Genomic DNA, 24,322 nt, shown 5'->3' with positions numbered 1-24,322 from the left:
ACTCATGACTTTTTGCACTATATATACTCAGGGAACACTCTACAACCCTTTTCCTGCTCTATATCATGACCAAAGAAAACAATTGGTTTCTCTTTCGCCACAACTCCTTTTAAACGTTTAATTGAAGATAAAGCTAATTCTGGATCAAATCCTGCGAACGGCACTTCATCTTCAAAATTCTCTTTCGTGTACGATGCATCAATCGTTAATAAAACTGAACCGGATTGCTCCGTCTCAATGAATAGCGACTGATGGCCTGGAGAATGGCCTGGCGTATACAATAATTGAACACCTGGTACCACTTCATAATCCCCTTCAATAATTTTGTAGTTCAAATGCGGTAATATACATTCTTTCATATATTCTTCTCTATGAAGTGCTGCCTCATATTCCGTTCGCTGCACAATAATCGGTGTATTTGTAAAAACACCGTTTCCTCCTGCATGATCAAAATGTAAGTGAGAGCTAATAATATATAAAAGGTCGTCCGGCTCATACCCTACAAGCTTTAATATATTCACAATTCTATCTTCTTCAGTCATTTTCGGTAAAATCTGTCCTTCAACAAATGTACCGTTAAAAAGCCCTTCATTATTAACTGCACTTTCTGGCATACCTGTATCTACTAAAATAGGACCTTCTTCTGTCTCCAAAAGATAACACCATACCGGCAAGTTTAATAATTTTCCCGGTGTTAACGTACTGTTAACAGACGAATGATCCAACATACAACGACCTGCTGGGATGAAATAAAGTTTCTTTACTGTCATTATGTATCCACCTTTACATTTAGTTTGGGATAAAGTAATACAGTAAAAAATTCTTCTTTTTAGAAATAAACTCCTTCTAGACTATCAGTACAGCTTACATAAAAATGAAACATTAACACCGATTAACGCTGAAAACTTAAAGAAAGTACATGCACTACTTGAAAGCGGGCACACCATTTGGAAAATCATATTAGAGAAATTTTAATCATGATAGTGACAGATAGTATGTGAAGTTATATTAACGATTTTTCGAATATATCTATCATAACGTACAATATATCAACGATTTTTCAAATATATCTATCACAAATCAAATTATATCGATTTATCGACAAATAACAACAATAAGAAAAGGCTGTTCCAGATGAACAGCCTTTTCTTTATTTACTTGAAATCTCTTTATTATTTTGAACGTCTAACGGAGCTCGCTTTCCTATTCCGAAAGCATAGAAACTAATTGTAACGATAGCTAAGAAAATAATACCTACAACTAATGAAATACGAGTATCATCGTTAAACCACATTCCGATTAATACCATAATTAAAAAGGCAATTGTTAAATAGTTTGTAACAGGAGCAAATGGCATTTTGAACGGATGATCTTTCATCTCTGCTCCCTTTTCTTTTCTAAAATTAATTTGACTAATTAAAATGACAAACCATGGTACCATTCCAGGAAGTACACTCGCACTATATACATATACGAATAAGTTTTTCGGTGCGATGTAACTTAAAACAACACCAACCGCCAGACCGATAATTACGCCAACTGTACCAAATAAAGGTACACCATTTCCAGAAAGTTTCGTGAAATATTTCGGTGCTTGTCCATTTACACCTAACGTATAAAGCATACGACCAGCACTATAAATACCACTATTACAACCAGACATTGCTGCTGTAATTACAACGAAGTTAATAAGTCCAGCAGCTGCCGTAATACCAACTTTCGCAAAAGTTGCTACGAACGGACTACCAATTGTACTTAATTGATCCCACGGATACACAGTTACAATAACGAAAATAGCACCAATATAGAAAATTAAGATACGCCAAATTGTACTTTGAATCGCTCTTGTAAGTGTCTTCTTTGGATCCTTCGCTTCACCAGCAGTAATACCGATTAATTCCACACCTTGGTATGCACCAACTACAAGTGATAAAGCAAAGAAGAATCCTGAAAAACCACCTGTAAAGAAACCGCCATTTGACCAAAGATTAGATATGCCAATTGCTTCTCCACCGTTACCAATTCCAAAGAAAATAAGGCCAAATCCTGCAATAATCATTAATAGAATCGTAACGATTTTAATCATCGCAAACCAAAATTCAAATTCACCAAATGACTTAACAGAAATTAAGTTAGCTGCGCCAAGAATGACCATTGCGATTATACCTGGTATCCAAGCTGGTAAGTCCGGGAACCAATATTGCATATACGCTCCAACCGCGATAATTTCTGACATCCCAACAATAACCCACTGGAACCAGTTACTCCAAGCTGTCATATAACCAGCTAGCGGATGAATATACTTATGACCGAACGTCGCAAATGAGCCTGTACTTGGCTCCATATACAACATTTCTCCCATGGCACGCATGATGAAGAAGATGAAAATACCTGCAATTGCATAAGCAAGCATTACTGACGGACCTGTCCATTTAATTGTGCTGGCTGACCCCATAAACAAACCAACACCAATCGTTCCGCCTAAAGCAATCATTTGAATATGACGTGCTTCTAAACCTCTTTTCAATTCTTTGTTTGCCACTTCACTTCCCCCTCTTAGATGATTCATAGCCGCATTTTAACACAAGATGCTTTCCCCTAATTCCTTTCGGCCCTGAAAATGATGAAGCAAACGTCATTTTACACTAGCTTTAAAGCTATCCTAAAATCGTTTTGTGCTCCTAATAAAATTTTCAAAACCTTTCATCTTCCAATATTCTATAAATCTTAAAATTACTTACCTTATATTAATTCATTAATCTGAAAAATTCAATTATTTTTTCAATAAATTATTATACATAAGCCTGATTAATTTTTAACTAAATTAACAATAAAATACATCTATTCAATATGATTCCGGCATGTATATTATTACAATATAAATAACAGAGGAGAGCATTTCTTTCTCGGTTTCATATGTCAAATACTTCAACCTTTATAGTTGATAACGTAATTTCCCACACATTCGATTTATATACCAATGAGAAATTTAATATATTAATAAACTACTAACTTCTTTACCCCAGCCAAAATATAAAAGAGTCTCATTAAAAAATGAGACTCTTTTACAATTTCATATTTAAATCGATTTCGAAGTTTGCTTACCAAAGATAAATACCCTAGTAAACACTACCATTATAACTACTATAACCAGAAAATAAAGTGGCATCACCAGTAACGAGCCCGTATGCAGCTGACTCATCCCCAAAATTGTCATCGTTACAATTACATAGTATCCTAAGCTAAACAATGCTCCGGCTGTACCAATAACATCTTGAAAATCTACTAATGCTAAACTTAAACAGTTAGGCAACGCTACTCCAATTCCTAATAGCAATATAAACATCGCTACTAAAAATCCAATCATATATATTATGTTTGGATTTGATCCAACAAACGTAATAACAGACAAAAGAATAGCTCCCCCTGTCATTACAAGACAACCGACATATATAATCTTCTCTGGTTTATAGGTGGCAAGCAATCGTTTCGAAACTTTCGCTCCAACAATAGAAGCAGACGCTACAACAATTCCTAGAAATCCATACATACTAGGCGATAATTGAAAGTATTCAATAAAGATAAACGGCGCTTCTGCATAATAGCTAAATAAAACACCATTTGCTCCTCCAATTAATAGCCCATATGTTACTACTTTCGGATTTGTAATTAGCCTCTTCAAGACTGAAAACACATTTATTTTATTCGTTACTGAACCCGTCTTAGTTTCGGGAAGAGAAACTAATGTATATAGAAAAATTCCGCCACTCATAACTACTAAACTTAAAAATACTATTTTAAATCCAAACATTTGATCAAGAAAACCACCAATTAAAGGTCCTATCGCTGGTGTAAAAGCAATGACTGCCGAAATTTGAGCAAACATAACATGCCGCTTATGCCCTTCTACACTTTCCCGAAGAATCGTTTGTGTAATAACGGATCCTGCACTTGCTCCAAACGCTTGAATAAAACGACTTACCAATAAAACTTCAATGGAATTTGCAATAAAGCATAAGAAACTCCCAACGCCATATATTACAATTCCAAATAACATTGCTGGGCGACGGCCAATTATATCTGATAACCACCCAATAAAAAATACACCTAACGCAAATCCAGCAAAATACACACTAAGTGTTAACTGCACCTCATTATTACTTACATGTAATGCCTTTGAAATGTCTGGTAAAGACGGTGTGTAAATCGTTTCACTAATTTGCGGAAATGCGACAAGAATAATCATTAACAACAGTGATGGTACTGAGACTTTTTTCATTTTTCATACCCTCCTATAACTTTGAAAATCTCAGAAGTAAAAAGACTTTCCTAAGCTACGGAACAGGAGGGGCCATGATAGAAATCCGGTCATAAAACAACAAAGAAAACACCTCAATTACGTATGTTAATACTTATAGGAGGGTAATATTAACATTGATTTTAAAACATACTTTTTCAATTATATTACATATTACTTTTATTTTTCTAGTATTAACGTTCAAATGTTCTTTTTATATTAGTGAACAACTAATACACACCATAGAAGATAACTACTTGATATAACCACCTTATTATGGAATAATTAGAAATAGTTTGAATCTATAAACCTAATTATAAAATGATAGACTCATATATTCCTAATGTCATAAAGCTGAACAAGTAGGAGGACTTTCGTAATGATTGAAATTTTAAGGACAGTAGTAAACTTTCTAATTTCTCTATTCTCAGGAGAATTACCATTTGTATATTATGTATGGATTATTACCCTATTCCTAATTCAAATAACCCAATCTACTCTAAACTATAAACTCTTTAACAAGAAAGACAATTTAAGCACTTATATATCGGAAGGATTACTTGCTTTTATTATTTTATTGTTTGGAGGAATATTAGTATCTAAGTTACTTGCTTACATAATAGACGATCCTACTATTAGTATGACGAATTTAACACATTATTTTGTTTCTATTATCATATTAACTATATTTGTCGTAATAACCTGTGTTAAAGACTTTATAGAGACATCTATAAAGAATAAAAATATATCTCTTTTGAGCTTTTTAGTAATTTCCTTCATAACAAGTATACTTTCATTCAAGTTTTTATTACCTTTAATTGAAGGTTCTTTTTCTCTTTCTAAATCTTTTATAACTACTTTAATCATTCTAGTAACTGTATCCATTCCTCTATTAATTTCTTTAGAGGAAAAATATGCAGGTGAAAAGGAAACGGAAAATTTATAGCTTCTCATTTACATAAAAGAAAGAGGGAGCTCCCCTCTTTCTTTTATATCGTTCTATTTCACAAGACTAAATCATTCCTTTGAATATCAATCCTAAAACTGACATTATTATCGCGCTAATAATAATTCGCAAAATCCAAGTTGTGTTTGTACTTATTTTTTCTAATTGCTTATTGATTGTTGCTATGTCTTTCTCATTAATAGTAGTACGCGTTTCTAAATTTCGAATGTCTCTCATAATTTCTTTTTGCTCCGCCTTGAGACTGTCAATTTTAGCGTAAACATCTTCCATATATTCACACCCTCTGTTCATCTTAATAGAAAAATCTATATATATTATGAGACAACCCTCTTACCTGTGAATACATTGCGTATATCCGCGTACCAAATTATTTGTACAATCTAATTGAATTACTCACATGTTTCCATTCTTCTATTTATAAATTAGCGTTAAGATAGATTAAAATTTAAAAAGGAATCCCTTGTTTATTTAACAACAAACAAGGTGCAATCCAACATTCGGGAGCACCTACGATAATTTCTATTGTTTTCATATTTACAACTCCATATAATCAGTATGATTTTCTGAAGAAGCCACTTTTTGAACTGCTTAAAGTATACTAATATGAATACGAAATAGCTGTATTGATAAACTCTCTAGAACAATAAATATACTGGCTGAAACGGATCTATATCCAATATTTTTTCCAGTAACATGAATGGTTATTTCTGATAAATACGTTTGTATATCATTGTTTTCAAAAATTTCATCCTCAACCTTTACAATATCTGCTTCACAATCTACTTCTTTAAAAGTTTTCAATAATTTTGTTTCCAATAAACTACAATCAAAGCTCTCATCTTTTATTACGGCAAATTTAACCTTCATATCGATTTCCCCATTTTTAACAAACTAAAATCACTAAATCAATATAAATATATATTATTCTATTAAATAATTCAAAATATATGTTTCTTATAAACCATTACTAAATCCCAGTTCTAAGGCTTTATATAAAAAAGAAAACAAATAAAGTGAAACTTTAATCAGCCCTCACCAATCGGACTTTTACAAGATTAAAAAATTACTCTTTCAATTGCTAAACTAATTAATATATAATCCCTCTGTGCTCAGTAGTTCGAAATTTTTTTATTTTTAATTCATAGATTCTGAGAACTTTTTGCTTTAATATTAATAAGTCGCTTCTTAAATTCTGTAATATTGGAAATAACTATATAGTGAAACAAATTAACTATTAGGAGTGCTATTGATGTTTGATATACTTCGTCTCTTAATTATTTTTTTCATTGCTATCTTTTTATTTTTCTCCATAATAATGGAGTTTAAAAAACCTCAAAAAAGTGTATTTTGGTTTTCAATTGAAGTCTTATCTCTTCTAGGGATTATAATGCTTTTTAAAGATTTTTTATCAAAAATATAACTTAATCCACGAATAATAACGTGTTTCAAATACAATACCTTTATCTTTTGAACGACCTTATCTCTTCTTAAAGATTCTTGTTTTTATCCTATTTCTTAACAAGATCTCTACCTTAAGTTGTCTTTTCTTTATAAAAAATAGCCCGCCTATTTCTGTAGGCGGACTATATCTTTATTACACCATACAAAAGTATAATTTCTTCTCCACTCAAACTTTATGTAATGATACAAATTCTAAATAAATTATTATCTTTTCTACATTCTTATTATTATTTTTTGTTCATAAATTCGTAACACATATATATGAGTTATCATGCTAAAATTAGTTTATTCAATAGAAGTTATTCTTAATGAATCGATAATTTTTAATACCCTGTTTAAAGCCTCGCCCCCCTGCGAGGCTTTTTCCTATTTAACTAGAGTAATGGTTATCAACTGTTACTATGCTGCTACGGATCCTACTTTTAGCTATTCAGTATCAGCACACGTAAAATTCTTTCCTCCATCATTTGATTTACAAACTGTATTTATCGATTTTTCGGTTATTTTTTCACTTTCATTAGAAACTTGATCTAAATTCATTCGATATACTTGTTCCGGATTTTCTTTTGAATTTCCTTCAATATGAATTGTACGATTGAACATCTCAGCCGTGAAGCTGCTAGATGTATTTATCATTTTTACTCCATTATTTTCACCTACATAGCGTTCAACTACTCTTTCGGCTTCTTTAAGTTGTTGAGATGTAGGATACGGTATAGATTCCGCTAAAATAACTACACCTACTAAATATGTAATATACAAACCACCTGCAATCAAGATAACTTTCTTTACTGTTTTATTAATCATGCTCTAACTCCCTTTTCTTATTTCACTATTAAAATATATAATTTTCCTAATTTACATCAACTTCTTTTTAATACATAACATTCGTTTTACATTTTATAAAAAGCACCTCTCTTACTAATTTTCAATTTGATAATATCATTTTATTTATCGTTTTTCAATAAATAATTATTATTAAACGTTTTATTTTTACTGTTTTTATTTTTGATTCAATTTAAAAACAAGTGACTTATTTAAGTCCACTACATCATCAGCAAGTTTGAAAATTTGTTAATTACTAAAATAAAAAAGAGCAATTATATGTAAATCCCCCTCGTTATACCTATGTAGGTCAGTAGTTTAGCTTCAGCACTCACTCTATTTGAGAATACTTTACCAAATATTCGATCTAATGATAAAATTGACCAAATTAATATTTTCGCCCATCACTGTATCAAAAAGTACAATAAAGTAAGACTTTAATCGGTGGGGGTTTTGTTCCCCCCCACTGATTATTAGCCCTCACCTAATGTCTTTGCTTCCGCTGAATTTTGAGGTGAGGGTCTTACTGCCTGGAAAATAGCGGGATAAAGAAAAAATAGCACTCTCACGATTAAGTAAACGCGAGCTTTTTCTTCTATCTACTTACTATTTAAGGTTAATAGTTTAGTAACAAGATTTAAAAATTCGACTTAAATTCATTGATGAATGGAGAGGTTTATATGAAATTAAAAGACAAAGTGGCAATCATAACTGGTGGTGCAAGTGGAATTGGCGAATCTACTGTTCGTCTTTTTATCGAAGAAGGTGCAAAAGTAGTTATTGCTGACTTTTCTGAACGTGGAAAAGAACTATCAGATGAATTGAATGCACATGGATATAATACGTTATTTATTAAAACTGATGTAACAAAAGAGGCAGATATTAAACAGCTAATTCATGAGACAGTAAGTACATACGGTAAATTAGATATTATGTATGCCAATGCCGGCGTTGCTGATGATGCACCGGCAAACGAATTATCCTATGAAAAATGGAAAAGAACTATTGATATTAATTTGTCTGGGGTATTCCTTTCTGATAAATATTCGATTGAACAATTTCTTAAACAAGGTACAGGTGGTGTCATCGTTAACGCTGGTTCGATTCATAGTTTTGTTTCATTACCTACCCCAACAGCATACTCCTCTGCAAAAGGTGGTGTGAAACTATTAACTCAAAATTTATGTACTGCCTACGCTAAATATGGAATACGTATTAATGCGGTGTGCCCTGGTTATATTGACACCCCTTTACTGGGCAGTGTTAATCCTCAACAGAAAGAATATTTAACTTCACTTCATCCGCAAGGCAGACTTGGAACACCAGAAGAAGTCGCTAAAGCTGTCTTATTTTTAGCAAGTGATGATGCTAGTTTTGTTAACGGTACAACACTTCTTGTTGATGGAGGCTATACTGCACGTTAATTTAAAAATTTTGAAGCACCCTAAAAAATGTATAGTCTTCAACAAGAAAAAGCGCCATCACAAGTGACGGCGCTTTTTCTATGTAAGAGCAACTAGAAGGTATCCTTCTAGCCTACTCCCATTTATAAGTCCAAAACTGTTCAAGTTGCAGCCATTTTAATGTTGCTGCATCTTTGTTTTTTATTTTTGCATGCGTGTCTTCAAGCATTGCTTCTGTTTGTGAACGGTGCGCACCTAATGCAGTTAATTTATGATCAAATACTTCACTAATGTTATTTACAACATCCGGTTCTCCTAATACTGCTTCACGATTTTTCGTAATCGCAACAGCATGAATAACTGGGCGCTCTTCTTTTGGCATACGTGATACAGCGCGAACGACAGCGCGGCCAAATGCATTATGATCTGGATGTACACCGTGCTCTGGATAAAATGTAATAATTCGAGATGGATTTACTTCTTGAATGATTGCTTCAATTTTGTCAGCAACGAAATCAACATCTTCAAATTCTAACGTTTTATCATGGAAGCCAAGCATTCTTAAATCTTTAATACCCATCGCTTCACAAGCATCTTTCAATTCTTTCTTACGGATATGTGGGATCGTTTCACGGTTAGCGAATACGTTCTTACCCATGTTACGTCCCATTTGTCCTAGAGTACCACATGCATATGTTACAGGTACTCCTTGATCTGTTAATAAGCGAATTGTTCCTCCCGCAGCATATGCTTCATCATCTGGATGCGGAAATACAACAAGTACATGTCTCTCCATAAGTTTCCCTCCTTCTTACTTAAATGGTGTTAAGCTTAACTCAAGTGCAACTGCTAGACGACCTAAATTATCATGTCCAGCTAATAATAAACGCTCTTGATCGTCTACTTCCCAGTGCGTAATACCTTCAGCATATACCCAACCGTGATCCATTTTCAGACCAACTCGGTATGGATTTGTTCCAGTTATCTTCCCGCGTTCAAAACGGATAATCGCATTTCGAATGAAAGCACCAACTGTCATCATCTTTTCATTTATGTGTGATGCATACGCTCCGTTTGTCGTTTCTAAATGAATATATACATCTTTATTTACAAAACGTTCAATTTCATTTTGAATAAGAGAACTATCTTTTACTATTTCCATCGGAATTCACCTCTTTAAACCATTTTACGCAAAAATAATGTAAATTGCTATCTCTATATTAGAGGACAACGCTCACTTTTCCTAATAATTTGCACTGTGTTTTTTATATTTTTTATATGATATGTAAAAAATACATTTTTTCCTTCACTTTGTTAAATAGTTTTCTTTCTTTTTTGAATTTGCTACAATATATTTTATCCCGTATTATTGCAGCGAGATACATTTCGACAATTGAATACATAATTTAAAGAAGGTGACATGATTGGAACAGTCAGCACATGAAGTAGCAAATTGGCAATATTATTTTGCAATTGCCGTATTTTTAATCACGTACGGATTTATTATTTCTGAGAAATTGAATCGTGCTGTAATCGCACTATTCGGTGCTGCTATTATGATTATTTTTGGAGTTGTAGATTTACATACTGCTTTCACATCACATATTCAATGGGAAACGATTACCCTTTTAATTGGGATGATGATTCTCGTACATATTACGAGTCAATCAGGCGTCTTTGAATTTGTGGCCATTAAAGCGGCAAAAGCAGCTGGCGGAAAACCGATTCGCATTTTATTATTACTATCCCTATTAACTGCCGTCGGATCAGCATTTTTGGACAATGTAACGACTGTTTTATTAATCGTTCCTGTTACATTATCCATTACACGTATTTTAAAAGTAAATCCTGTGCCTTATTTGATTTCAGAAGTGCTGTTTTCAAATATAGGCGGAACAGCAACATTAATCGGTGATCCACCTAATATTATGATTGGATCAGCAAATAAGCATTTAGACTTTAACGCCTTTTTACTTAACTTAGCTCCAATCGTAATTATTATTTCTATCGTGACACTTGGCATTATTTACTTCATGTATCGTGACAAACTAAAAACAACACCTGAACAAATCGAAAAACTAATGGCATTAAACGAAAAAGATTACATTAAAGATCAAAGCCTCCTTTTAAAATCTATTTCGATTTTAGGACTCACTATTTTAGGCTTCGTACTTCATTCGATTATTCATGTAGACGCTGCCGTTATCGCGATGACAGGCGCTACACTTCTTATGTTAATCGGCGTGAAAGAACATGATATTGAAGATGTATTTGCCCACGTTGAATGGGTTACCATTTTCTTCTTCGCCGGACTATTCGTTCTCGTTGGCGGGTTAATTGATATCGGACTTATCTCTTCACTTGCAAGAGAAGTAATCGATGTAACAAACGGTGACATCGGATTCGCAGCTATACTTATTTTATGGGTATCTGGCATCGCATCTGCGACAATCGACAACATCCCATTTGTCGCAACGATGATTCCTCTTATTCAAGACTTAGCTACAGGACTCGGACTATCTGTCGATTCTCCGCAAATCGAAGTACTATGGTGGGCGTTATCTCTTGGAGCTTGCTTAGGAGGAAATGGAACGCTAATCGGAGCATCTGCAAACGTAGTCGTTGCTGGTATTGCAAAACGTGAAGGACATGGCTTCTCTTATATGGACTTCTTAAAAATTGGTTTACCATTAACTATTGTTGCACTCTTGTTATCACATGCTTATATATATTTACGTTATTTAATGTAAAAGTTGTATTGCATGACATTATATCGTCAAATACAAAAGGTTTGCAGCATCGTGCTGCAAACCTTTTTTTATCACCAAAATATACCGATAATTGCTAAACCACCTAAAATCATACCACCAATTTGTCCGATAATTGTTGGTGATAATTGAACACCTTTTCTCACTTCAACAACTGGTCTTTCGTGCCTTAGTTGCTGCACTTCACTTTGAAGTTGGTGCACACTTCCGTGTAACTCTTTAATAAGTTCTTTTAATTCGGCGACCTCTTCATTTACTGGTTTTTCCTTTTCTAAATTCATTTTGCATGACTCCTTATAAATTCAATCAACACACTGTAAATTTTCGCCAATTACCATTATATCTCCTGCATACTACATATATAATTTCGAATGTACTTTCTAACCTTGCCGCTCTATCCATTCATCTCGCAATATCCCCATAATCATACGGTCAAAACACTTCCCATCTCTTTGAACCGCTTCTCTCATACAGCCTTCCATTTCAAAACCCATCTTTTTATACAATGCAATGGCAGGTTTATTATACGAAATAACATCGAGACCGATGCGGTGTAAATTCAATTCATAGAAAGCATACTTTAGAATAAGATGTATTGCTTCTTTCCCATATCCTTTTCCTCTATCATTCGCATCTCCTATACCAATGGCTAATAAACCTGTTCTATTATTCCACTCTATACCATGAATCGCCACAAAACCAATTAAGCGATCTTCTTGAACTGCCCTTACCATGAAAGAAACACTATTCGATCTTCGTCCTTTTAATAACCCATTACTTGCTATTTCATTTAAAGATTGCGGGAATGCTACATCTGTATCAACATTTCTTAAATACTCACTATCTTCTTGCCACATAGCCATTACTTCAGCATCTGTTTCTCTCATAGCTGATAATTTAATCGTTTTATTTCGAAAAAGATTCATTGTCATTTCAAACTCCCCCTTTTTTAATAACGGGGATACTTATTTTAGCCTATTTATCCCCTTGTTCCATAAACTGCTTTATAAACGGGATACTTACAATAAGCGCTGACATTGGCACATCTCCTCTACACGAAATTAACTTCATTGTATAATTTTTCGTTTATTCTAACAATAATAAAAAGCCCTCCAAATTTAGAGGGCCTTTCCTAATAGCAAAACTATATTATTTCGTAAACATTTTCTCCGCTTCATCCATTGCCATTTTGTTTCCTAAAGCAGAATAGTCAAGCCATGGTTGATCATTGATAATGTATACATGCTTGCCTTTAACTGCTTTTAAGTCTTTCCAAATTGGTGTTTCTTGAAGTTGTTTAAATGCTGCTTTTGCTTTGTCATCTCTATTTACAACAACGAAAATCGCATCTGCATCAAAGTCAGGTAATACTTCTTGTGAAATGACTTCGAAAGGACGGTTTCCATCAATTTTCTCTACACCATTTGCAGGTTGTAACCCTAGGTCTTGGAATAAAATTGGTCCCATCGGTCTTTTCGTACTAAATACACGCAATTCTTTTGCAGTAACGCGAATTGCCATTACTTTTTCGTTATTACCTAGCTCTTTATCTATTAAACCTTTTACTCGTTTTGATTGCTCTTCGTAATCTTGAATATATTTATCTGCTTCTTTCTCACGGTTTACAAGTTTACCAACTTGTTTTAAATGCTCTCTCCACGTACCTTCATCTAAATTGAAAGAATGTGTTTTTGCAATTTTTTCGTATTTCGCTACATCTTTACCAGCATATTTTTCATCAACATAAATGTCAGTTGGCTTTAATTGAAGTAACGCTTCCATATTCGGATCTGTTACAACACCAAGCTTCTTCGTATCTTTCAACTTCTCTTTAGCGTGCGGTAAGAAATCTTTTAAATCTCCACCAATAACAGAACCTACTGGTGTAATTCCTAATGCAAGTAAATCATTTGTTAAATGAATAGACATTGAAGCAATTTTTGGATCATTACTTTTTTCCGTTTTTTTCGTTGCCTCTTCATTAGCTTTCGTTTGACCACATGCTGCTAATACTAAAATACACATCATGCTAAATAAAATAGTAAGTTTCTTTTTCATATGTTCTCCTCTTTGAAGTATTTATTTTGTTTTTGTAAGTAAATAAAGAAAATACGGTGCTCCTAAAGCTGCCACTACTACACCAGCTGGAATAGAGTTTGGCTCAAATATAGAACGACCTATCGTATCTGCTAGCACTAAAATAATCATTCCGATAATGCCAGCTAAAGGAAGAAAGTGTTGATATGTAGTACCTACTAACTTCCTTGCGATATGCGGAGCAACTAAACCGATAAAACCAATTCCTCCTGCCATCGATACACTTGTGCAAGATAATCCGACCGCTGTAGCTAAAAGTAATAACCGTTCTTTTTGAACAGAAACACCAAGTCCTGCCGCTACACTATCACCTAGTGACAATGCATTTAACGTTTTAGATTTTAGCCACGCATAAGGGGTTAGTATGAAAATCCAAGGTAATAATGCAAAGACATGAATCCAATCCCTTCCCCACACGTTACCAACTAGCCATCTAGAAGCGAATGTATACGTCTCATCATTTAACTTGAGAGAGAAAAATAACGAAATTGCACTAAAGCCAGCTGAAACTGCAATACCAACGAGAATAAGTCTAATGGGAAGTAAACCTTTTGACCGATCACTCGCAAGTAAAATAATAAGAAATGCAGCTAATACTCCTCCGCCAAATGTAAATAACGGTATTAAAATGGATGCACTCTCATTAATAGAATGAAAGAGAGTAACAAATACGATAAGACCGAAAGATGCACCTGAATGCAACCCTAAAATACCAGGATCTGCAAGTGTATTACGTGATAACCCTTGCAAAATCGCACCGGAAATACCAAGACCAATACCGGCTAACATCGTGATTATTATTCTTGGCATACGATAATCATATAGCACGGTTGCACTCTCAAAATCACCATAACCAAAAAGTGTTTCAATTACTCTAAGTGGTGCTATACTCAGTATCCCTGTATTTAAACTAATTAAAATTACAGCGATACTTATACATCCGAAGATTGTAGTTACAGTAATAGCTCTCTTTTTATCCGTGTTAAAAAGATCTTTCACTTATAACTCCCTCCCAACTTTACGTGCTATATAGAGGAAGAACGGAACTCCAACAAGAGCTACCATAATCCCTATCGCAAGTTCCTTAGGAGGATTTACTGTTCTTGCCCCTAAATCAGCTACAACTAATAACATAGCTCCTAATAATGCTGACATAGGAATAATGAGTCTATAATTAACACCAACTAATTTTCTAGCAATGTGCGGGATAACTAGTCCTACAAATCCAATAGAACCAACAGCTGAAACAGAAACACCTGCCAGAATAACTACTATAATCATCCCTAGTATTCTCGTTCGGTTCGTTTTCACTCCTAAATTTGTAGCAACATCATCCCCCATTGATATGAGTGAAATAGATCTCCCTAACACTATTGCAAAAATAATCGTTATAAGAATAATAGGGACTAAAAATTTCAAGTGTTCCCACTTAACCCCTGCAACACCACCAGCATACCAAAACGCTAAATCTTGGCTTAAATCATAATAAATCGCAACACCTGAACTTAACGAATGTAAAAGCGCTGCCATAACAGCTCCAGCAATCGTTAACCTCATTGGTGTTAACCCGCCTGATGTTGCTGATCCAATAACAAAAATAAGTACTGTACTTAAGACTGCTCCAATAAAGGAAACAATCATTAAATAGGAATACGGCATATGCGGAAAAAAAGCAAAACTAAGTGCTACTACAAACATCGCACCTGCATTTATTCCGAGTACACCTGCATCAGCTAAAGGGTTTCGTGTTACACCTTGCATAACAGCACCAGCAACCGCAAAAGCTGCCCCTACAACTGCTGCTCCAATTACTCTCGGGAGCCTTAATTCATAAATAATTTGGTGCTGTGTTAATTTCGGATTATAATCCAAAACCGCTGCCCACACCGTTTGTACATGAATATCTTTTGCACCAAATGAAATGGCTAAAAATATAGATCCAATTAAACATAAAATTGTTAAGCTCATGAAACATATGAACTTAATATGTATCCAGCGGTTATTACCAGCATGTACAGTAGACTTATGTAACATGTTTCATTTCATCCTTTATATTCAGTTGTTTTTTATAATTATTTTTTATTTGTAATTATTATTGATAATAATTATCATTTTCATTTAGATATTATATCGCCACTTTTTTTAAATAGCAAACTATTTTTTCACTTCGCTAAATATTAAAATACTCATTACAATTCCCTTCCAAGACTTACAAATACACGCAAAATAGACTACTGAATTATTTTTTAAATTGTAGTATACTTATTAATTATTTTGATTTTTCTAATAAAAATTCCAAAGGTGACACAATGTTCTATATAAAACAACTACTACATTTCACTTACGAACAAGCATTATCTTGCTTATTCCCAGTCATTATTTTCTTAACACTAGCCCTTTCAAAAATCGTTTCAATCCCAGGGTTATACCGCTATGATTTCATACTCATCGTATGCCTTCTTATGCAGTGGATTATGTACAAGACTGGTCTTGAAACAAAAGACGAACTAAAAGTAATTACCATCTTCCACCTCATCGGCCTTTTACTAGAAATATATAAAGTACATTTCGGTTCATGGAGTTATCCCGAAGAGGCATATTCGAAGGTTTTTGGAGTTCCGCTTTACAGCGGTTTTATGTATGCGAGTGTCGCGAGTTACATATGTCAAGCCTGGAGAAGGTTGCATTTAAAAATGCATCATTGGCCGAAAACTATTTTTACCGTGCCATTAGGAGCAATGATTTACTTCAATTTTTTTACGCATCATTTTCTATACGATTTTAGATGGTTCTTAACTTTACTTCTATTCATCGTTTTCTTTCAGACATTTGTGGAATTTTCATTACGAGGCGTTACATATAAAATACCACTCGTTCTCTCCTTTTTCCTTATCGGATTTTTCATTTGGATTGCAGAGAACATCGCAACATTTTTCGGTGCATGGCAATATCCAAATCAACGGGAAGCATGGAACCTCGTTCACTTAAGCAAAATTAGCTCATGGTTTTTATTAGTTGTTATTAGTATTATGATTCTTACGCAACTCAAATATTTGAAGCAATCAAAAAGATAATGCTAATTATGTAAAAACAGTTAGCCCATCACTCATTAGAGAGTGATGGGCTTTTTTTAGTAATATTTTTTAAACCGACCTTATCAAAGGAATTATAATTTACAAGAGTATAAGCAGTTGCACATTATGAACTACTACTAGCAGAAGATGTTGCTGCAGATGAAGCGGCAATCGTTGCCATCATGGCTGCCTGTTGTGCTTGTATGAGGACTTCTATCATTGTTTGTAAACCTGTGTTGGTAGCTCTACTTTCCTCACCTTTCTGACTTACGAACAGTTGAATAGCAATAAGAATATTTGTATCTGTATGCCAACGGAACAATTTATCCCCCTGCAATTTTTCAATAAATGCTCGAATAGAATGAATCTCTTTTTCTCCATCCTCGAGTAACGCTAGTAGCCCGATAGCTGGGTAATGCATCTGTTTTACTTTTACCTTTTCTTGCTTTAACAAATTCCATATATTTGTGCATTTTGCAACTAATAGTTCTTCCCTGACCTCCTTCTTTAATGAAAGAATATGACTCAAGAATTGAAGATCATTCCCTTTACGCAAACCAGCTGTCGCTAGTTTCTGATAAAGACGTTCCACTCGGTCCATAAGTGTTTCTACATGCTCTGATTGTCCTGCTAATAAAACTGCGAGCGGATAATCATTTGTACTTGTAAGAAAGAGATGATCCTTTTTCATGCGTTTATATACTTGCATCGAACGCTGAATGTGCGCGCCATGCTGTTCATCTTCTTCTGTCAAAAGCACAGCTGCTGCGAGATAAGTAAATATACTCCGGCTAAAGCCACCAGTGACCAATTGTTCATATAAATCTAAAAACGTCCGAAAAGCTTTCTTGTAATCTGTAAAGTGAATATCTAATGTTGCGGCTACTACAAAACGATGATAAGACTTTAAGTATGAAAACATCCCTACCTGATTCTTAATATAACTACTAATTTCTAAAAAACGTCCGAGATCAAACAATTTATCACTACCTGCATACATAGCAGCAATCATCATTCCTGTTCGAGAATCACTCGTTTTCCATTTTAGTTCTCCCTTTAACTGTACATATGTATGTTTATATTGCTCCAACTTTTTCTCTAATGTAATCATAGTATTCACCCCTATTTCTAGTTCTTCTCTATCATTATACGTATATTCCATATTTAGGAATACTATAATTAATAATCACAACATAAAAAATTATAAAATTCTCTAATCCTTCAAGAAGTTATACAAAAAAGGTAGATAATAATTTATCTACCTTTTTTGTATATATTATTTAACATTACAACTGTATTGCTTGTTATATGCAATTAAGACTAAAGAGCTTTAATAATACGTTCCATCGCCTTCATTTGCCCAATATGATCAGCTTCATGATAAAGCATCATACCGTAAAGCTCCCCTACTGTTTCCAATCCTAGGAATGGCTCTGGCAGTTTATTTTCAAATGCTTCTGCTGGAATTTCGTTAATACGTTTTGCTTGTTCTTTTAATTGAGCCGTTAACACTTCTAACGATGGTCCTTCTGTCGTCCATTTAGATGGTCTTGATCCATATCCAAACATACCTGGATATTCAGTTGGCAATTGTTTAAATTCTCTTCCGAACATGAAAGTCTCTGCTGCTGTTAACACGTGTCCAATATGCCAACGAATTGTATTGTTAAAACCTTCTGGCTGCGTATCCACAGTTTTATCATCTAACGTTTCCATAAATTTAAGTAACGCCCCGCGCGTTATTTCAAACTGTTTTAAACCCACTAGTCTATTCATTTTATCGTTCCCCTTCTTGATGTACAATTTATTATGAACTAAGAATGTTCAACTTATTAAAGTTTCACCTTGTTTAATCTATCAGAAACAAATAAGAAATACATCTAATATGCTTATTAAAAATAATAAAAAGGTTCACTCCTCGTAAATATAGAATTACTTACTATGTTAATAAAAGAGGAGTGTACTTGCATGTTACATATTTTAAAACAACAATATAATCTTATTAGCGCTACAAGAGAAACTCTATTTTCGTTTTTGGAAGAAATCCCAGTAGAAAAATTACATAGCACTGTTCCGAATTTCGGGAGCGGTAGCATTATAAAGACACATATTCATGTAGCCGATTGCTATCGATACTGGCTTGGGTCATTCGCATTCAAGCAAAAAAGAGCAGATTTTTCATTTGCTAGCGATTACGAAATTGAGCATGCAGATGTCGCGAAAGTCCGTGCTAGATTTAAGTTAGTAGATGAGACTGTACAACGTTTTTTAGATGAATACAATGACCGTTGGCTCGAAAATATAGCAAATGAAGTGAAATGGCAAAGAGAACCTTGGAGCACAACTCCGCTGTGGCTTTTAACTCATACAGAGACTCATGAGTTTCATCATAAAGGACAAATTGTATCAATGGCTAGGCACCTTGGATATACTCCTCCTGATACAGACCTTAGTTAATACATTCGTGTTCATTTAAAAGCGGAATGAGCAGCAAGAATAATAGTATGATCAAAAAACTCGTTGATACATTTTGTTGTGTATAAAACATTTATTATTTGTTTTAGGTATACCATGCCATTATAAAATTCATGTAACATCGAATTAAGATTCATATTTTTTATGTAACTCATTGAAGAAAGTTTAAGTACTTATACATTCAATTACTAACTAAAAGAGAAAATTATAATGAGATTAGAGAGCGAAAGAATTTATTTAAGGCCTCTTTGTCAGCTAGATGCTCCTATTATATTAGAAAGTACAATGGATGATGAAATAAGATATATGACTGGAACTAAGTCCACTTTTTCATTGGGGCAAATTACGAAACATATAGATCATATAAATAATGATTCAAGTCGCTATGATTTCGCTATTTGTTTACAAAGTACTGACGAGATGATTGGAGAGTTGTCGATTTTAGATATCGATGAGGAGAACAAAAGAGCAGGATTCAGAATATCAATGCTTTCAATAGCATTAACAGGACAAGGCTATGGAACTGAAGCTATTAAAATAGTTTTAAGATTTGTTTTTGAACAACTATCATTAAATCGTTTACAGTTAGAAGTATTTAGCCATAATTTACGCGGAATTAAAGCTTATGAAAAAGTTGGTTTTGTAAAAGAAGGAACCTTACGTCAATCTTTATTTTATAACGATACATACTCAGATGAAATTATTATGGCCATACTTAAAAGCGATTATATAGACAGACCTTTGTAAATGGATGTACTTAATCTATTAAACAATTTTAAAGAACCTTACCACAATAAAATGCAGTAAGGCTCTTTCTTTTTTTATATCAAATAACAGCTCTTAAAACATGTATAATCGTATCAATACCAAATAGTCTCCGCATAATTATATGCATCACTATTCGGAATGGCATGTTTCCCTTGTGCTTGTGCCTTTCTTGGATCTAAATCATATACCATTGGCGTATAGCATGATGTTTGCCCTTTATTTACAACACCATTTCCTCCAGCACTTCCGCAAGTGTATGCCTTTCCATCTGTTTTTCTAACAATCCTTGCATCAGCTTCATTATTATAAATTGCCAGGCGAGTTACAGTAACTTTCGCCCATGCTGTCTTACATGTCGTGCTAAATTTTAATTCTACATAAGAATTTGAATCAATCCACTTCTTTTCTTTCGTTACTGCGGATTGATCACAGCTATTATAATAAGGACTTTTCCCATCATATGAATGGTCTTCTGCGTATGCTTTATCATTGTTGGTCGTACTAAACACACTAGTTACGATGAGCAATGCCAGACAAAGACATGCGCTTACCTTTTTAAAAAGCTTCATAGAATTCCACTCCTTTATTAATAACGTCCAGTTTTCCCGTAGCCGTTATTAATCGTCACCGCTTCGGCATCAGCTGTATAACCAAAATCTGCAGTTAAATCAAACACCATTCCTGTATACGTACTCGTTTGTCCTGTTTTTATTGCTCCATTGCCACTATTAGAGTCTACTGATTTTTGGAATACACCATTTTTATATTTATTAATAACAGCGTAAGCATATACCCCTCCAGAAACAGAAGGAGCTGGTTGATCTAAAACAAGCTTAGACCATGCTGCATGACATTTATTACTGTAACGTAAATACACTGTTCCTACTTTTTTACTACCTTCATAGACTGCTGTAGACTTTGCATTAAATCCATCTGCATCACACGTCGTACTTCCCCCGTATACTTTCGTTGTTACTGGATTTTTCCCGTCATAATAACTACTTAAATCAGTAGCTGCAAATGTACTTTCTTGAAAACTAAATAATACACCTATACTTGCCGCACTTAACACGCATACTTTCATTAACTTTTTAAACATTTTAAATTCCTCCTCACAATAAGTACGTATACTAAAGACAAGCTATACTGCTATGTAAGTCCTCCTTTCACGCTTCCTAGAGGCATCTTACAGAAACGAATAAACGTTGTAAATTCCCTTATGATTATTGGAATATACGAAGAATTTTACTTATCCTTGTAAGAAAAAAAGTTGAGAAATACACATTTTATAGCATTCTATATTTAAAACATAAAAGAACCGATACTTGTTATATTCAAGCATCGGTTCTTTATACAAAATTGTCATTTTTTCTTTTATATAAAATAAATATTTCTCCACTTAATCCGTTACAAAAAACTCCCTCGTTACATCAATAAATTGTCGCAGTGGCACTGTCATCCATTTGTCTTTATGCCAAGCAATTTGTGTATAAATTGGAGATATTGTTTCGTTTAACATTAACTCCTTTAACGTCCCTTCCCGTATATCTTTTTCTACTACTATCGCTGGTAAAACGGCTATGCCTAAATCTGCAATAACACATTGTTTAATTGCTTCAACACTAACAAACTCAATTTTATTTGCTGGATATACATCTTCCCCGCGAAATAGCTCTTCAAATAAAGTCCGATACGAGCAGCCTAATTCTGTTAGTAAAAGTGTTTCACTCTCTAAATCTTTTATAGAAACTGAAGGTTGTTCAAGTAAACGATGCCCTGGAGCAGCTACTACTTTTAATTCTTCTTTCATAAGTGGTTCCACATGTAAAACATCTTCTGTTTTACACTCATCCAAAATAAATGCAAGATCTACTTTTCCCTCCATCAATTGTTCCTTCGCATCTTTATTGGAATGTGCTGGTTTAAATATAAGTTTTATTTTTGGGAATTGTATTTTAAACCTCTTTAATATAGAAGGCAGTCTGTATGTACATTGACTTTCTTGTGCACCAATTATTAACGTACCTGCTATTTCCTCATCATCTTTCACAGCCGTCTTCGCTGCGTTACTAAGTGCGATTATCTTGTCCGCATATAGTTGAAACTTTCTTCCTGCTTCAGTTAAGAAAAGACGTTTCCCTAATCTCTCAAATAGTGGTGTACCGAGCTCAGCCTCTAATGTTTTAATTTGTGCTGTAACGCTCGATTGGGCAAAGTTTAATTTCTTCGCAGTTTGTGTAAAGTTCAAAGTATCTGCTGCTACTTTAAATGTAATTAATTGTTTTATCTCCATTTATCATCCTTCTTTTTCAATCGGTATTTTCGATTGATTTCATCGAAATAATCCTCTTTGTCTATTGATATTTATATTGTATGATAAAGAGCATCGACAAACAATAAAATGGAGGTATTCCATATGAAAGCACTTTGTTTCGAACAGTTTGGAAGTCCAGATGTACTACAATATAAAGAAATACACGATCCAACCATAAACCCAAATGAAATTCTAGTACGCACGAAAGCAATCGGATTAAACTTCGCTGATATTTATAGACGCCGCGGTGATTATCATCTCGCTGGTAATCCGCCTTATATATTAGGTTATGAAGGGGCTGGTATTGTTGAAGAAGTAGGAGCTAATGTTACAACTATCACCCCTGGAGACCGTATTGCATTTGCTGACGTTCCATTTGCAAATGCAGAACTAGTTGCCGTTCCATCAGAAAAAGCCATCCTACTTCCGGATTCTATTTCTTTTGAAACAGCCGCTTCTGTCTTATTACAAGGTCTAACGGCACATTATTTAACGAAAGATAGCTATCAAATAAAACAAGGTGATACAGCTTTAGTCCATGCTGCGGCTGGTGGCGTTGGTCAACTTCTGATTCAAATGATTAAACTACAGGGCGGAACAGTAATTGGTCTTACATCATCAAAAGAAAAAGCAAAGATAGCTACATTAGCTGGTGCCGATCACGTATTTTTATATACCGAAGAATGGCATACGAAAGTACTTGAAATGACTAATGGAACTGGAGTAAATGTTGTGTATGAATCAGTAGGTTCTACATTAGGGGAAAGTTTTAACGCTACTAAAATTGGCGGTACTGTCGTATTTTACGGAATGGCTGGTGGTAATCCTGCGCCAGTTGATCCGCGTATGCTTATGGATACTTCAAAAACTTTAACTGGTGGAGACCTTTGGAACGTGCTTACTACTTTTGAAGAACGTAAGCAGCGCTCTACTCAATTATTCAATTGGATCACTAGCGGAAAAGTAAACATCGCGAGTCCTACTACATTCTCTTTACAAGATGGTGCTCTTGCACATAAATTATTAGAGAGCAGAAAAAGTACTGGGAAGATTTTATTGATTCCATAATCGTTCCAATAAGAAAAGGAAGCTAGATTTCTCTACCTTCCTTTTCTTATATCTATTGGAGATTTAATTATATTTCAACACTTTCTTTCCCTTTTGCAACATAACTCATATCTCCAACAGACTCGACTGTGTATGTTCCATCTTGATATACAATTTTCGTCACACTAGCATTTTCCACTCCAAGTTTTGTTTTGCTACTGTCTAACATTTCTATTAAGGTAGTAATCAAAAGCCCATGAACGACAACTAAAACGTTACCGCCACCATTTCCAGCAGCTTCTTCACTAATTTTATCTATCTCTTTTTTTATACGAGTAGAAAATAAGTCCCAATCTTCCGCCTGTTTCGTAGGATCTGCTGCTCTAATAAGATTAATCACTTCTTGAATAGAAAACTTCATAAGTTCTTCTGGTGATGCAACGCCTGCAGCTTTTCCAACCACATCCCACATATTCTCAAGTTTTTCACCTTCAAAAATACCGAAACTTAATTCTCGCAAATCTTTTCTTTGCTCAAGTTTTAATTTTGATTGCTCACTATATTTTAATACTAAATTAGCAGTTTCAATTGCGCGGCCGCTATCACTACTATATGCATTCATAAAATGAATATCTTTTAATCCTGTTCCTAAATTTGTGGCAACTTCAACACCTTTTTCTACTAAAGGAGAATCTGCCCAACCTTGCGCGCGATGATTCGTATTTAATATTGTTTTACCGTGTCTTGTAACATATAACGTCACTACATTCTCATTGCTATCTGTTTCTCGCTTATTCATTTCATTCTCTCCCTTTACGTTTCTATA

The 24,322-nt window shown here is 34.1% G+C and carries 26 protein-coding genes; 7 read left to right on the top strand and 19 right to left on the bottom strand.

The features are described 5' to 3' along the window. Nucleotides 1–17: 17 nt before the first annotated feature. The 3 genes from aiiA to DN401_RS04805 all read right to left on the bottom strand — a co-directional run bounded on the left by aiiA (nucleotide 18) and on the right by DN401_RS04805 (nucleotide 4,279). Nucleotides 18–770: a quorum-quenching N-acyl homoserine lactonase AiiA gene (gene aiiA / locus DN401_RS04815; RefSeq protein ID WP_149287610.1), complete on the bottom strand. Its 753-nt coding sequence runs from the start codon at nucleotides 768–770 to the stop codon at nucleotides 18–20. Between the two features lie 380 nt (nucleotides 771–1,150). Then, the gene (locus tag DN401_RS04810; protein ID WP_001284404.1) at nucleotides 1,151–2,542 is read right to left on the bottom strand and encodes an amino acid permease; all 1,392 of its coding nucleotides are present in this window, start codon (nucleotides 2,540–2,542) and stop codon (nucleotides 1,151–1,153) included. Nucleotides 2,543–3,079: 537 nt separating this feature from the next. Next, a complete protein-coding gene (locus DN401_RS04805; protein ID WP_149287609.1) occupies nucleotides 3,080–4,279 on the bottom strand; it encodes a multidrug effflux MFS transporter in 1,200 nt (399 codons plus the stop codon). Between the two features lie 397 nt (nucleotides 4,280–4,676). On the opposite strand from DN401_RS04805, the gene DN401_RS04800 reads away from it, so the two are divergent. Continuing rightward, nucleotides 4,677–5,243 (top strand): DUF5823 family protein, encoded by a 567-nt coding sequence (locus DN401_RS04800; RefSeq protein WP_000570043.1) that lies wholly within the window; start codon nucleotides 4,677–4,679, stop codon nucleotides 5,241–5,243. Nucleotides 5,244–5,309: 66 nt separating this feature from the next. Here DN401_RS04800 and DN401_RS04795 read toward each other — a convergent pair whose 3' ends face one another. From DN401_RS04795 to DN401_RS04780, 3 genes are all read right to left on the bottom strand, one after another. Next, on the bottom strand, nucleotides 5,310–5,534 hold the full coding sequence (locus tag DN401_RS04795; protein WP_086385109.1) for a hemolysin XhlA family protein: 225 nt from the start codon (nucleotides 5,532–5,534) through the stop codon (nucleotides 5,310–5,312). 318 nt (nucleotides 5,535–5,852) lie between these two features. Further along, complete coding sequence (locus tag DN401_RS04790; protein WP_000865017.1) at nucleotides 5,853–6,131, bottom strand: hypothetical protein; 279 nt, start codon at nucleotides 6,129–6,131, stop codon at nucleotides 5,853–5,855. Nucleotides 6,132–7,151: 1,020 nt separating this feature from the next. Further along, entirely contained in the window at nucleotides 7,152–7,532 is a 381-nt protein-coding gene (locus DN401_RS04780) for a hypothetical protein (RefSeq protein WP_000608951.1), read from the bottom strand. 698 nt (nucleotides 7,533–8,230) lie between these two features. Here DN401_RS04780 and DN401_RS04775 point away from each other — a divergent pair. Beyond that, nucleotides 8,231–8,974 carry an SDR family NAD(P)-dependent oxidoreductase gene (locus DN401_RS04775; RefSeq protein WP_149150124.1) on the top strand — a complete coding sequence of 248 codons (744 nt, stop codon included), beginning with the start codon at nucleotides 8,231–8,233 and terminating at the stop codon, nucleotides 8,972–8,974. A gap of 112 nt (nucleotides 8,975–9,086) precedes the next feature. Here DN401_RS04775 and bshB2 read toward each other — a convergent pair whose 3' ends face one another. After that, the gene (gene bshB2, locus DN401_RS04770) at nucleotides 9,087–9,749 is read right to left on the bottom strand and encodes a bacillithiol biosynthesis deacetylase BshB2 (RefSeq protein ID WP_000439483.1); all 663 of its coding nucleotides are present in this window, start codon (nucleotides 9,747–9,749) and stop codon (nucleotides 9,087–9,089) included. 15 nt (nucleotides 9,750–9,764) lie between these two features. Continuing rightward, nucleotides 9,765–10,115, bottom strand: coding sequence for a YojF family protein (locus tag DN401_RS04765; RefSeq protein WP_000407045.1), 351 nt, complete (start codon nucleotides 10,113–10,115; stop codon nucleotides 9,765–9,767). Between the two features lie 262 nt (nucleotides 10,116–10,377). Here DN401_RS04765 and DN401_RS04760 point away from each other — a divergent pair, with 262 nt between their 5' ends. Further along, nucleotides 10,378–11,703 carry an ArsB/NhaD family transporter gene (locus tag DN401_RS04760; RefSeq protein WP_149287608.1) on the top strand — a complete coding sequence of 442 codons (1,326 nt, stop codon included), beginning with the start codon at nucleotides 10,378–10,380 and terminating at the stop codon, nucleotides 11,701–11,703. Nucleotides 11,704–11,774: 71 nt separating this feature from the next. Here the strand turns inward: DN401_RS04760 and DN401_RS04755 are convergent, their stop codons facing one another. The 5 genes from DN401_RS04755 to DN401_RS04735 form a co-directional block, all read right to left on the bottom strand. After that, the gene (locus DN401_RS04755) at nucleotides 11,775–12,002 is read right to left on the bottom strand and encodes a coiled-coil domain-containing protein (protein WP_001047311.1); all 228 of its coding nucleotides are present in this window, start codon (nucleotides 12,000–12,002) and stop codon (nucleotides 11,775–11,777) included. A gap of 99 nt (nucleotides 12,003–12,101) precedes the next feature. Further along, nucleotides 12,102–12,653 carry a GNAT family N-acetyltransferase gene (locus DN401_RS04750; protein ID WP_149287607.1) on the bottom strand — a complete coding sequence of 184 codons (552 nt, stop codon included), beginning with the start codon at nucleotides 12,651–12,653 and terminating at the stop codon, nucleotides 12,102–12,104. 217 nt (nucleotides 12,654–12,870) lie between these two features. Continuing rightward, nucleotides 12,871–13,779, bottom strand: a complete 909-nt coding sequence (locus DN401_RS04745) for an iron-hydroxamate ABC transporter substrate-binding protein (RefSeq protein ID WP_000728218.1) — start codon at nucleotides 13,777–13,779, stop codon at nucleotides 12,871–12,873. A gap of 21 nt (nucleotides 13,780–13,800) precedes the next feature. Continuing rightward, nucleotides 13,801–14,817 (bottom strand): FecCD family ABC transporter permease, encoded by a 1,017-nt coding sequence (locus tag DN401_RS04740; RefSeq protein WP_149287606.1) that lies wholly within the window; start codon nucleotides 14,815–14,817, stop codon nucleotides 13,801–13,803. Next, nucleotides 14,818–15,852, bottom strand: coding sequence for a FecCD family ABC transporter permease (locus DN401_RS04735; protein ID WP_149287605.1), 1,035 nt, complete (start codon nucleotides 15,850–15,852; stop codon nucleotides 14,818–14,820). A gap of 275 nt (nucleotides 15,853–16,127) precedes the next feature. Here DN401_RS04735 and DN401_RS04730 point away from each other — a divergent pair, with 275 nt between their 5' ends. Beyond that, nucleotides 16,128–16,892 carry a DUF817 domain-containing protein gene (locus tag DN401_RS04730; RefSeq protein ID WP_149287604.1) on the top strand — a complete coding sequence of 255 codons (765 nt, stop codon included), beginning with the start codon at nucleotides 16,128–16,130 and terminating at the stop codon, nucleotides 16,890–16,892. Between the two features lie 124 nt (nucleotides 16,893–17,016). On the opposite strand, the gene DN401_RS04725 is transcribed toward DN401_RS04730, so the two are convergent. Together DN401_RS04725 and DN401_RS04720 are read right to left on the bottom strand one after the other, a co-directional pair. After that, nucleotides 17,017–18,054 (bottom strand): DUF4003 domain-containing protein, encoded by a 1,038-nt coding sequence (locus DN401_RS04725; RefSeq protein WP_149287603.1) that lies wholly within the window; start codon nucleotides 18,052–18,054, stop codon nucleotides 17,017–17,019. Between the two features lie 158 nt (nucleotides 18,055–18,212). Further along, nucleotides 18,213–18,668: a DinB family protein gene (locus DN401_RS04720; protein WP_001081123.1), complete on the bottom strand. Its 456-nt coding sequence runs from the start codon at nucleotides 18,666–18,668 to the stop codon at nucleotides 18,213–18,215. Between the two features lie 192 nt (nucleotides 18,669–18,860). Between DN401_RS04720 and DN401_RS04715 the strand changes: the two genes are divergently transcribed. Together DN401_RS04715 and DN401_RS04710 are read left to right on the top strand one after the other, a co-directional pair. After that, nucleotides 18,861–19,349, top strand: coding sequence for a DinB family protein (locus DN401_RS04715; protein ID WP_149287602.1), 489 nt, complete (start codon nucleotides 18,861–18,863; stop codon nucleotides 19,347–19,349). A gap of 228 nt (nucleotides 19,350–19,577) precedes the next feature. Next, nucleotides 19,578–20,114 carry a GNAT family N-acetyltransferase gene (locus DN401_RS04710; protein WP_149287601.1) on the top strand — a complete coding sequence of 179 codons (537 nt, stop codon included), beginning with the start codon at nucleotides 19,578–19,580 and terminating at the stop codon, nucleotides 20,112–20,114. A gap of 113 nt (nucleotides 20,115–20,227) precedes the next feature. On the opposite strand, the gene DN401_RS04705 is transcribed toward DN401_RS04710, so the two are convergent. From DN401_RS04705 to DN401_RS04695, 3 genes are all read right to left on the bottom strand, one after another. Then, nucleotides 20,228–20,704, bottom strand: a complete 477-nt coding sequence (locus DN401_RS04705; RefSeq protein ID WP_016123103.1) for a DUF2690 domain-containing protein — start codon at nucleotides 20,702–20,704, stop codon at nucleotides 20,228–20,230. 17 nt (nucleotides 20,705–20,721) lie between these two features. Next, nucleotides 20,722–21,234 carry a DUF2690 domain-containing protein gene (locus DN401_RS04700; RefSeq protein ID WP_149287600.1) on the bottom strand — a complete coding sequence of 171 codons (513 nt, stop codon included), beginning with the start codon at nucleotides 21,232–21,234 and terminating at the stop codon, nucleotides 20,722–20,724. Nucleotides 21,235–21,534: 300 nt separating this feature from the next. Then, nucleotides 21,535–22,428: a LysR family transcriptional regulator gene (locus tag DN401_RS04695; protein WP_149287599.1), complete on the bottom strand. Its 894-nt coding sequence runs from the start codon at nucleotides 22,426–22,428 to the stop codon at nucleotides 21,535–21,537. 123 nt (nucleotides 22,429–22,551) lie between these two features. Between DN401_RS04695 and DN401_RS04690 the strand changes: the two genes are divergently transcribed. After that, nucleotides 22,552–23,517 carry a quinone oxidoreductase family protein gene (locus DN401_RS04690; RefSeq protein WP_149287598.1) on the top strand — a complete coding sequence of 322 codons (966 nt, stop codon included), beginning with the start codon at nucleotides 22,552–22,554 and terminating at the stop codon, nucleotides 23,515–23,517. Nucleotides 23,518–23,584: 67 nt separating this feature from the next. On the opposite strand, the gene DN401_RS04685 is transcribed toward DN401_RS04690, so the two are convergent. Next, entirely contained in the window at nucleotides 23,585–24,295 is a 711-nt protein-coding gene (locus DN401_RS04685) for a histidine phosphatase family protein (RefSeq protein ID WP_149287597.1), read from the bottom strand. Nucleotides 24,296–24,322: the final 27 nt, after the last annotated feature.

This window comes from Bacillus sp. BF2-3 (genome assembly GCF_008368795.1).
GTDB classification, from domain to species: domain Bacteria; phylum Bacillota; class Bacilli; order Bacillales; family Bacillaceae_G; genus Bacillus_A; species Bacillus_A cereus.
This window is presented reverse-complemented; position numbering and strand designations above follow the sequence as displayed.

Bases quoted from the DNA above. Each gene is read 5' to 3' on its own strand.
- aiiA (WP_149287610.1), bottom strand. From the start codon at position 770: ATGACAGTAAAGAAACTTTATTTCATCCCAGCAGGTCGTTGTATGTTG.
- DN401_RS04690 (WP_149287598.1), top strand. From the start codon at position 22,552: ATGAAAGCACTTTGTTTCGAACAGTTTGGAAGTCCAGATGTACTACAA.
- DN401_RS04805 (WP_149287609.1), bottom strand. From the start codon at position 4,279: ATGAAAAAAGTCTCAGTACCATCACTGTTGTTAATGATTATTCTTGTC.
- DN401_RS04695 (WP_149287599.1), bottom strand. From the start codon at position 22,428: ATGGAGATAAAACAATTAATTACATTTAAAGTAGCAGCAGATACTTTG.
- DN401_RS04705 (WP_016123103.1), bottom strand. From the start codon at position 20,704: ATGAAGCTTTTTAAAAAGGTAAGCGCATGTCTTTGTCTGGCATTGCTC.
- DN401_RS04735 (WP_149287605.1), bottom strand. From the start codon at position 15,852: ATGTTACATAAGTCTACTGTACATGCTGGTAATAACCGCTGGATACAT.
- DN401_RS04730 (WP_149287604.1), top strand. From the start codon at position 16,128: ATGTTCTATATAAAACAACTACTACATTTCACTTACGAACAAGCATTA.
- DN401_RS04715 (WP_149287602.1), top strand. From the start codon at position 18,861: ATGTTACATATTTTAAAACAACAATATAATCTTATTAGCGCTACAAGA.
- DN401_RS04800 (WP_000570043.1), top strand. From the start codon at position 4,677: ATGATTGAAATTTTAAGGACAGTAGTAAACTTTCTAATTTCTCTATTC.
- DN401_RS04750 (WP_149287607.1), bottom strand. From the start codon at position 12,653: ATGACAATGAATCTTTTTCGAAATAAAACGATTAAATTATCAGCTATG.
- DN401_RS04780 (WP_000608951.1), bottom strand. From the start codon at position 7,532: ATGATTAATAAAACAGTAAAGAAAGTTATCTTGATTGCAGGTGGTTTG.
- DN401_RS04710 (WP_149287601.1), top strand. From the start codon at position 19,578: ATGAGATTAGAGAGCGAAAGAATTTATTTAAGGCCTCTTTGTCAGCTA.
- DN401_RS04700 (WP_149287600.1), bottom strand. From the start codon at position 21,234: ATGTTTAAAAAGTTAATGAAAGTATGCGTGTTAAGTGCGGCAAGTATA.
- DN401_RS04795 (WP_086385109.1), bottom strand. From the start codon at position 5,534: ATGGAAGATGTTTACGCTAAAATTGACAGTCTCAAGGCGGAGCAAAAA.
- DN401_RS04745 (WP_000728218.1), bottom strand. From the start codon at position 13,779: ATGAAAAAGAAACTTACTATTTTATTTAGCATGATGTGTATTTTAGTA.
- bshB2 (WP_000439483.1), bottom strand. From the start codon at position 9,749: ATGGAGAGACATGTACTTGTTGTATTTCCGCATCCAGATGATGAAGCA.
- DN401_RS04725 (WP_149287603.1), bottom strand. From the start codon at position 18,054: ATGGAATATACGTATAATGATAGAGAAGAACTAGAAATAGGGGTGAAT.
- DN401_RS04775 (WP_149150124.1), top strand. From the start codon at position 8,231: ATGAAATTAAAAGACAAAGTGGCAATCATAACTGGTGGTGCAAGTGGA.
- DN401_RS04765 (WP_000407045.1), bottom strand. From the start codon at position 10,115: ATGGAAATAGTAAAAGATAGTTCTCTTATTCAAAATGAAATTGAACGT.
- DN401_RS04790 (WP_000865017.1), bottom strand. From the start codon at position 6,131: ATGAAGGTTAAATTTGCCGTAATAAAAGATGAGAGCTTTGATTGTAGT.
- DN401_RS04685 (WP_149287597.1), bottom strand. From the start codon at position 24,295: ATGAATAAGCGAGAAACAGATAGCAATGAGAATGTAGTGACGTTATAT.
- DN401_RS04720 (WP_001081123.1), bottom strand. From the start codon at position 18,668: ATGAATAGACTAGTGGGTTTAAAACAGTTTGAAATAACGCGCGGGGCG.
- DN401_RS04755 (WP_001047311.1), bottom strand. From the start codon at position 12,002: ATGAATTTAGAAAAGGAAAAACCAGTAAATGAAGAGGTCGCCGAATTA.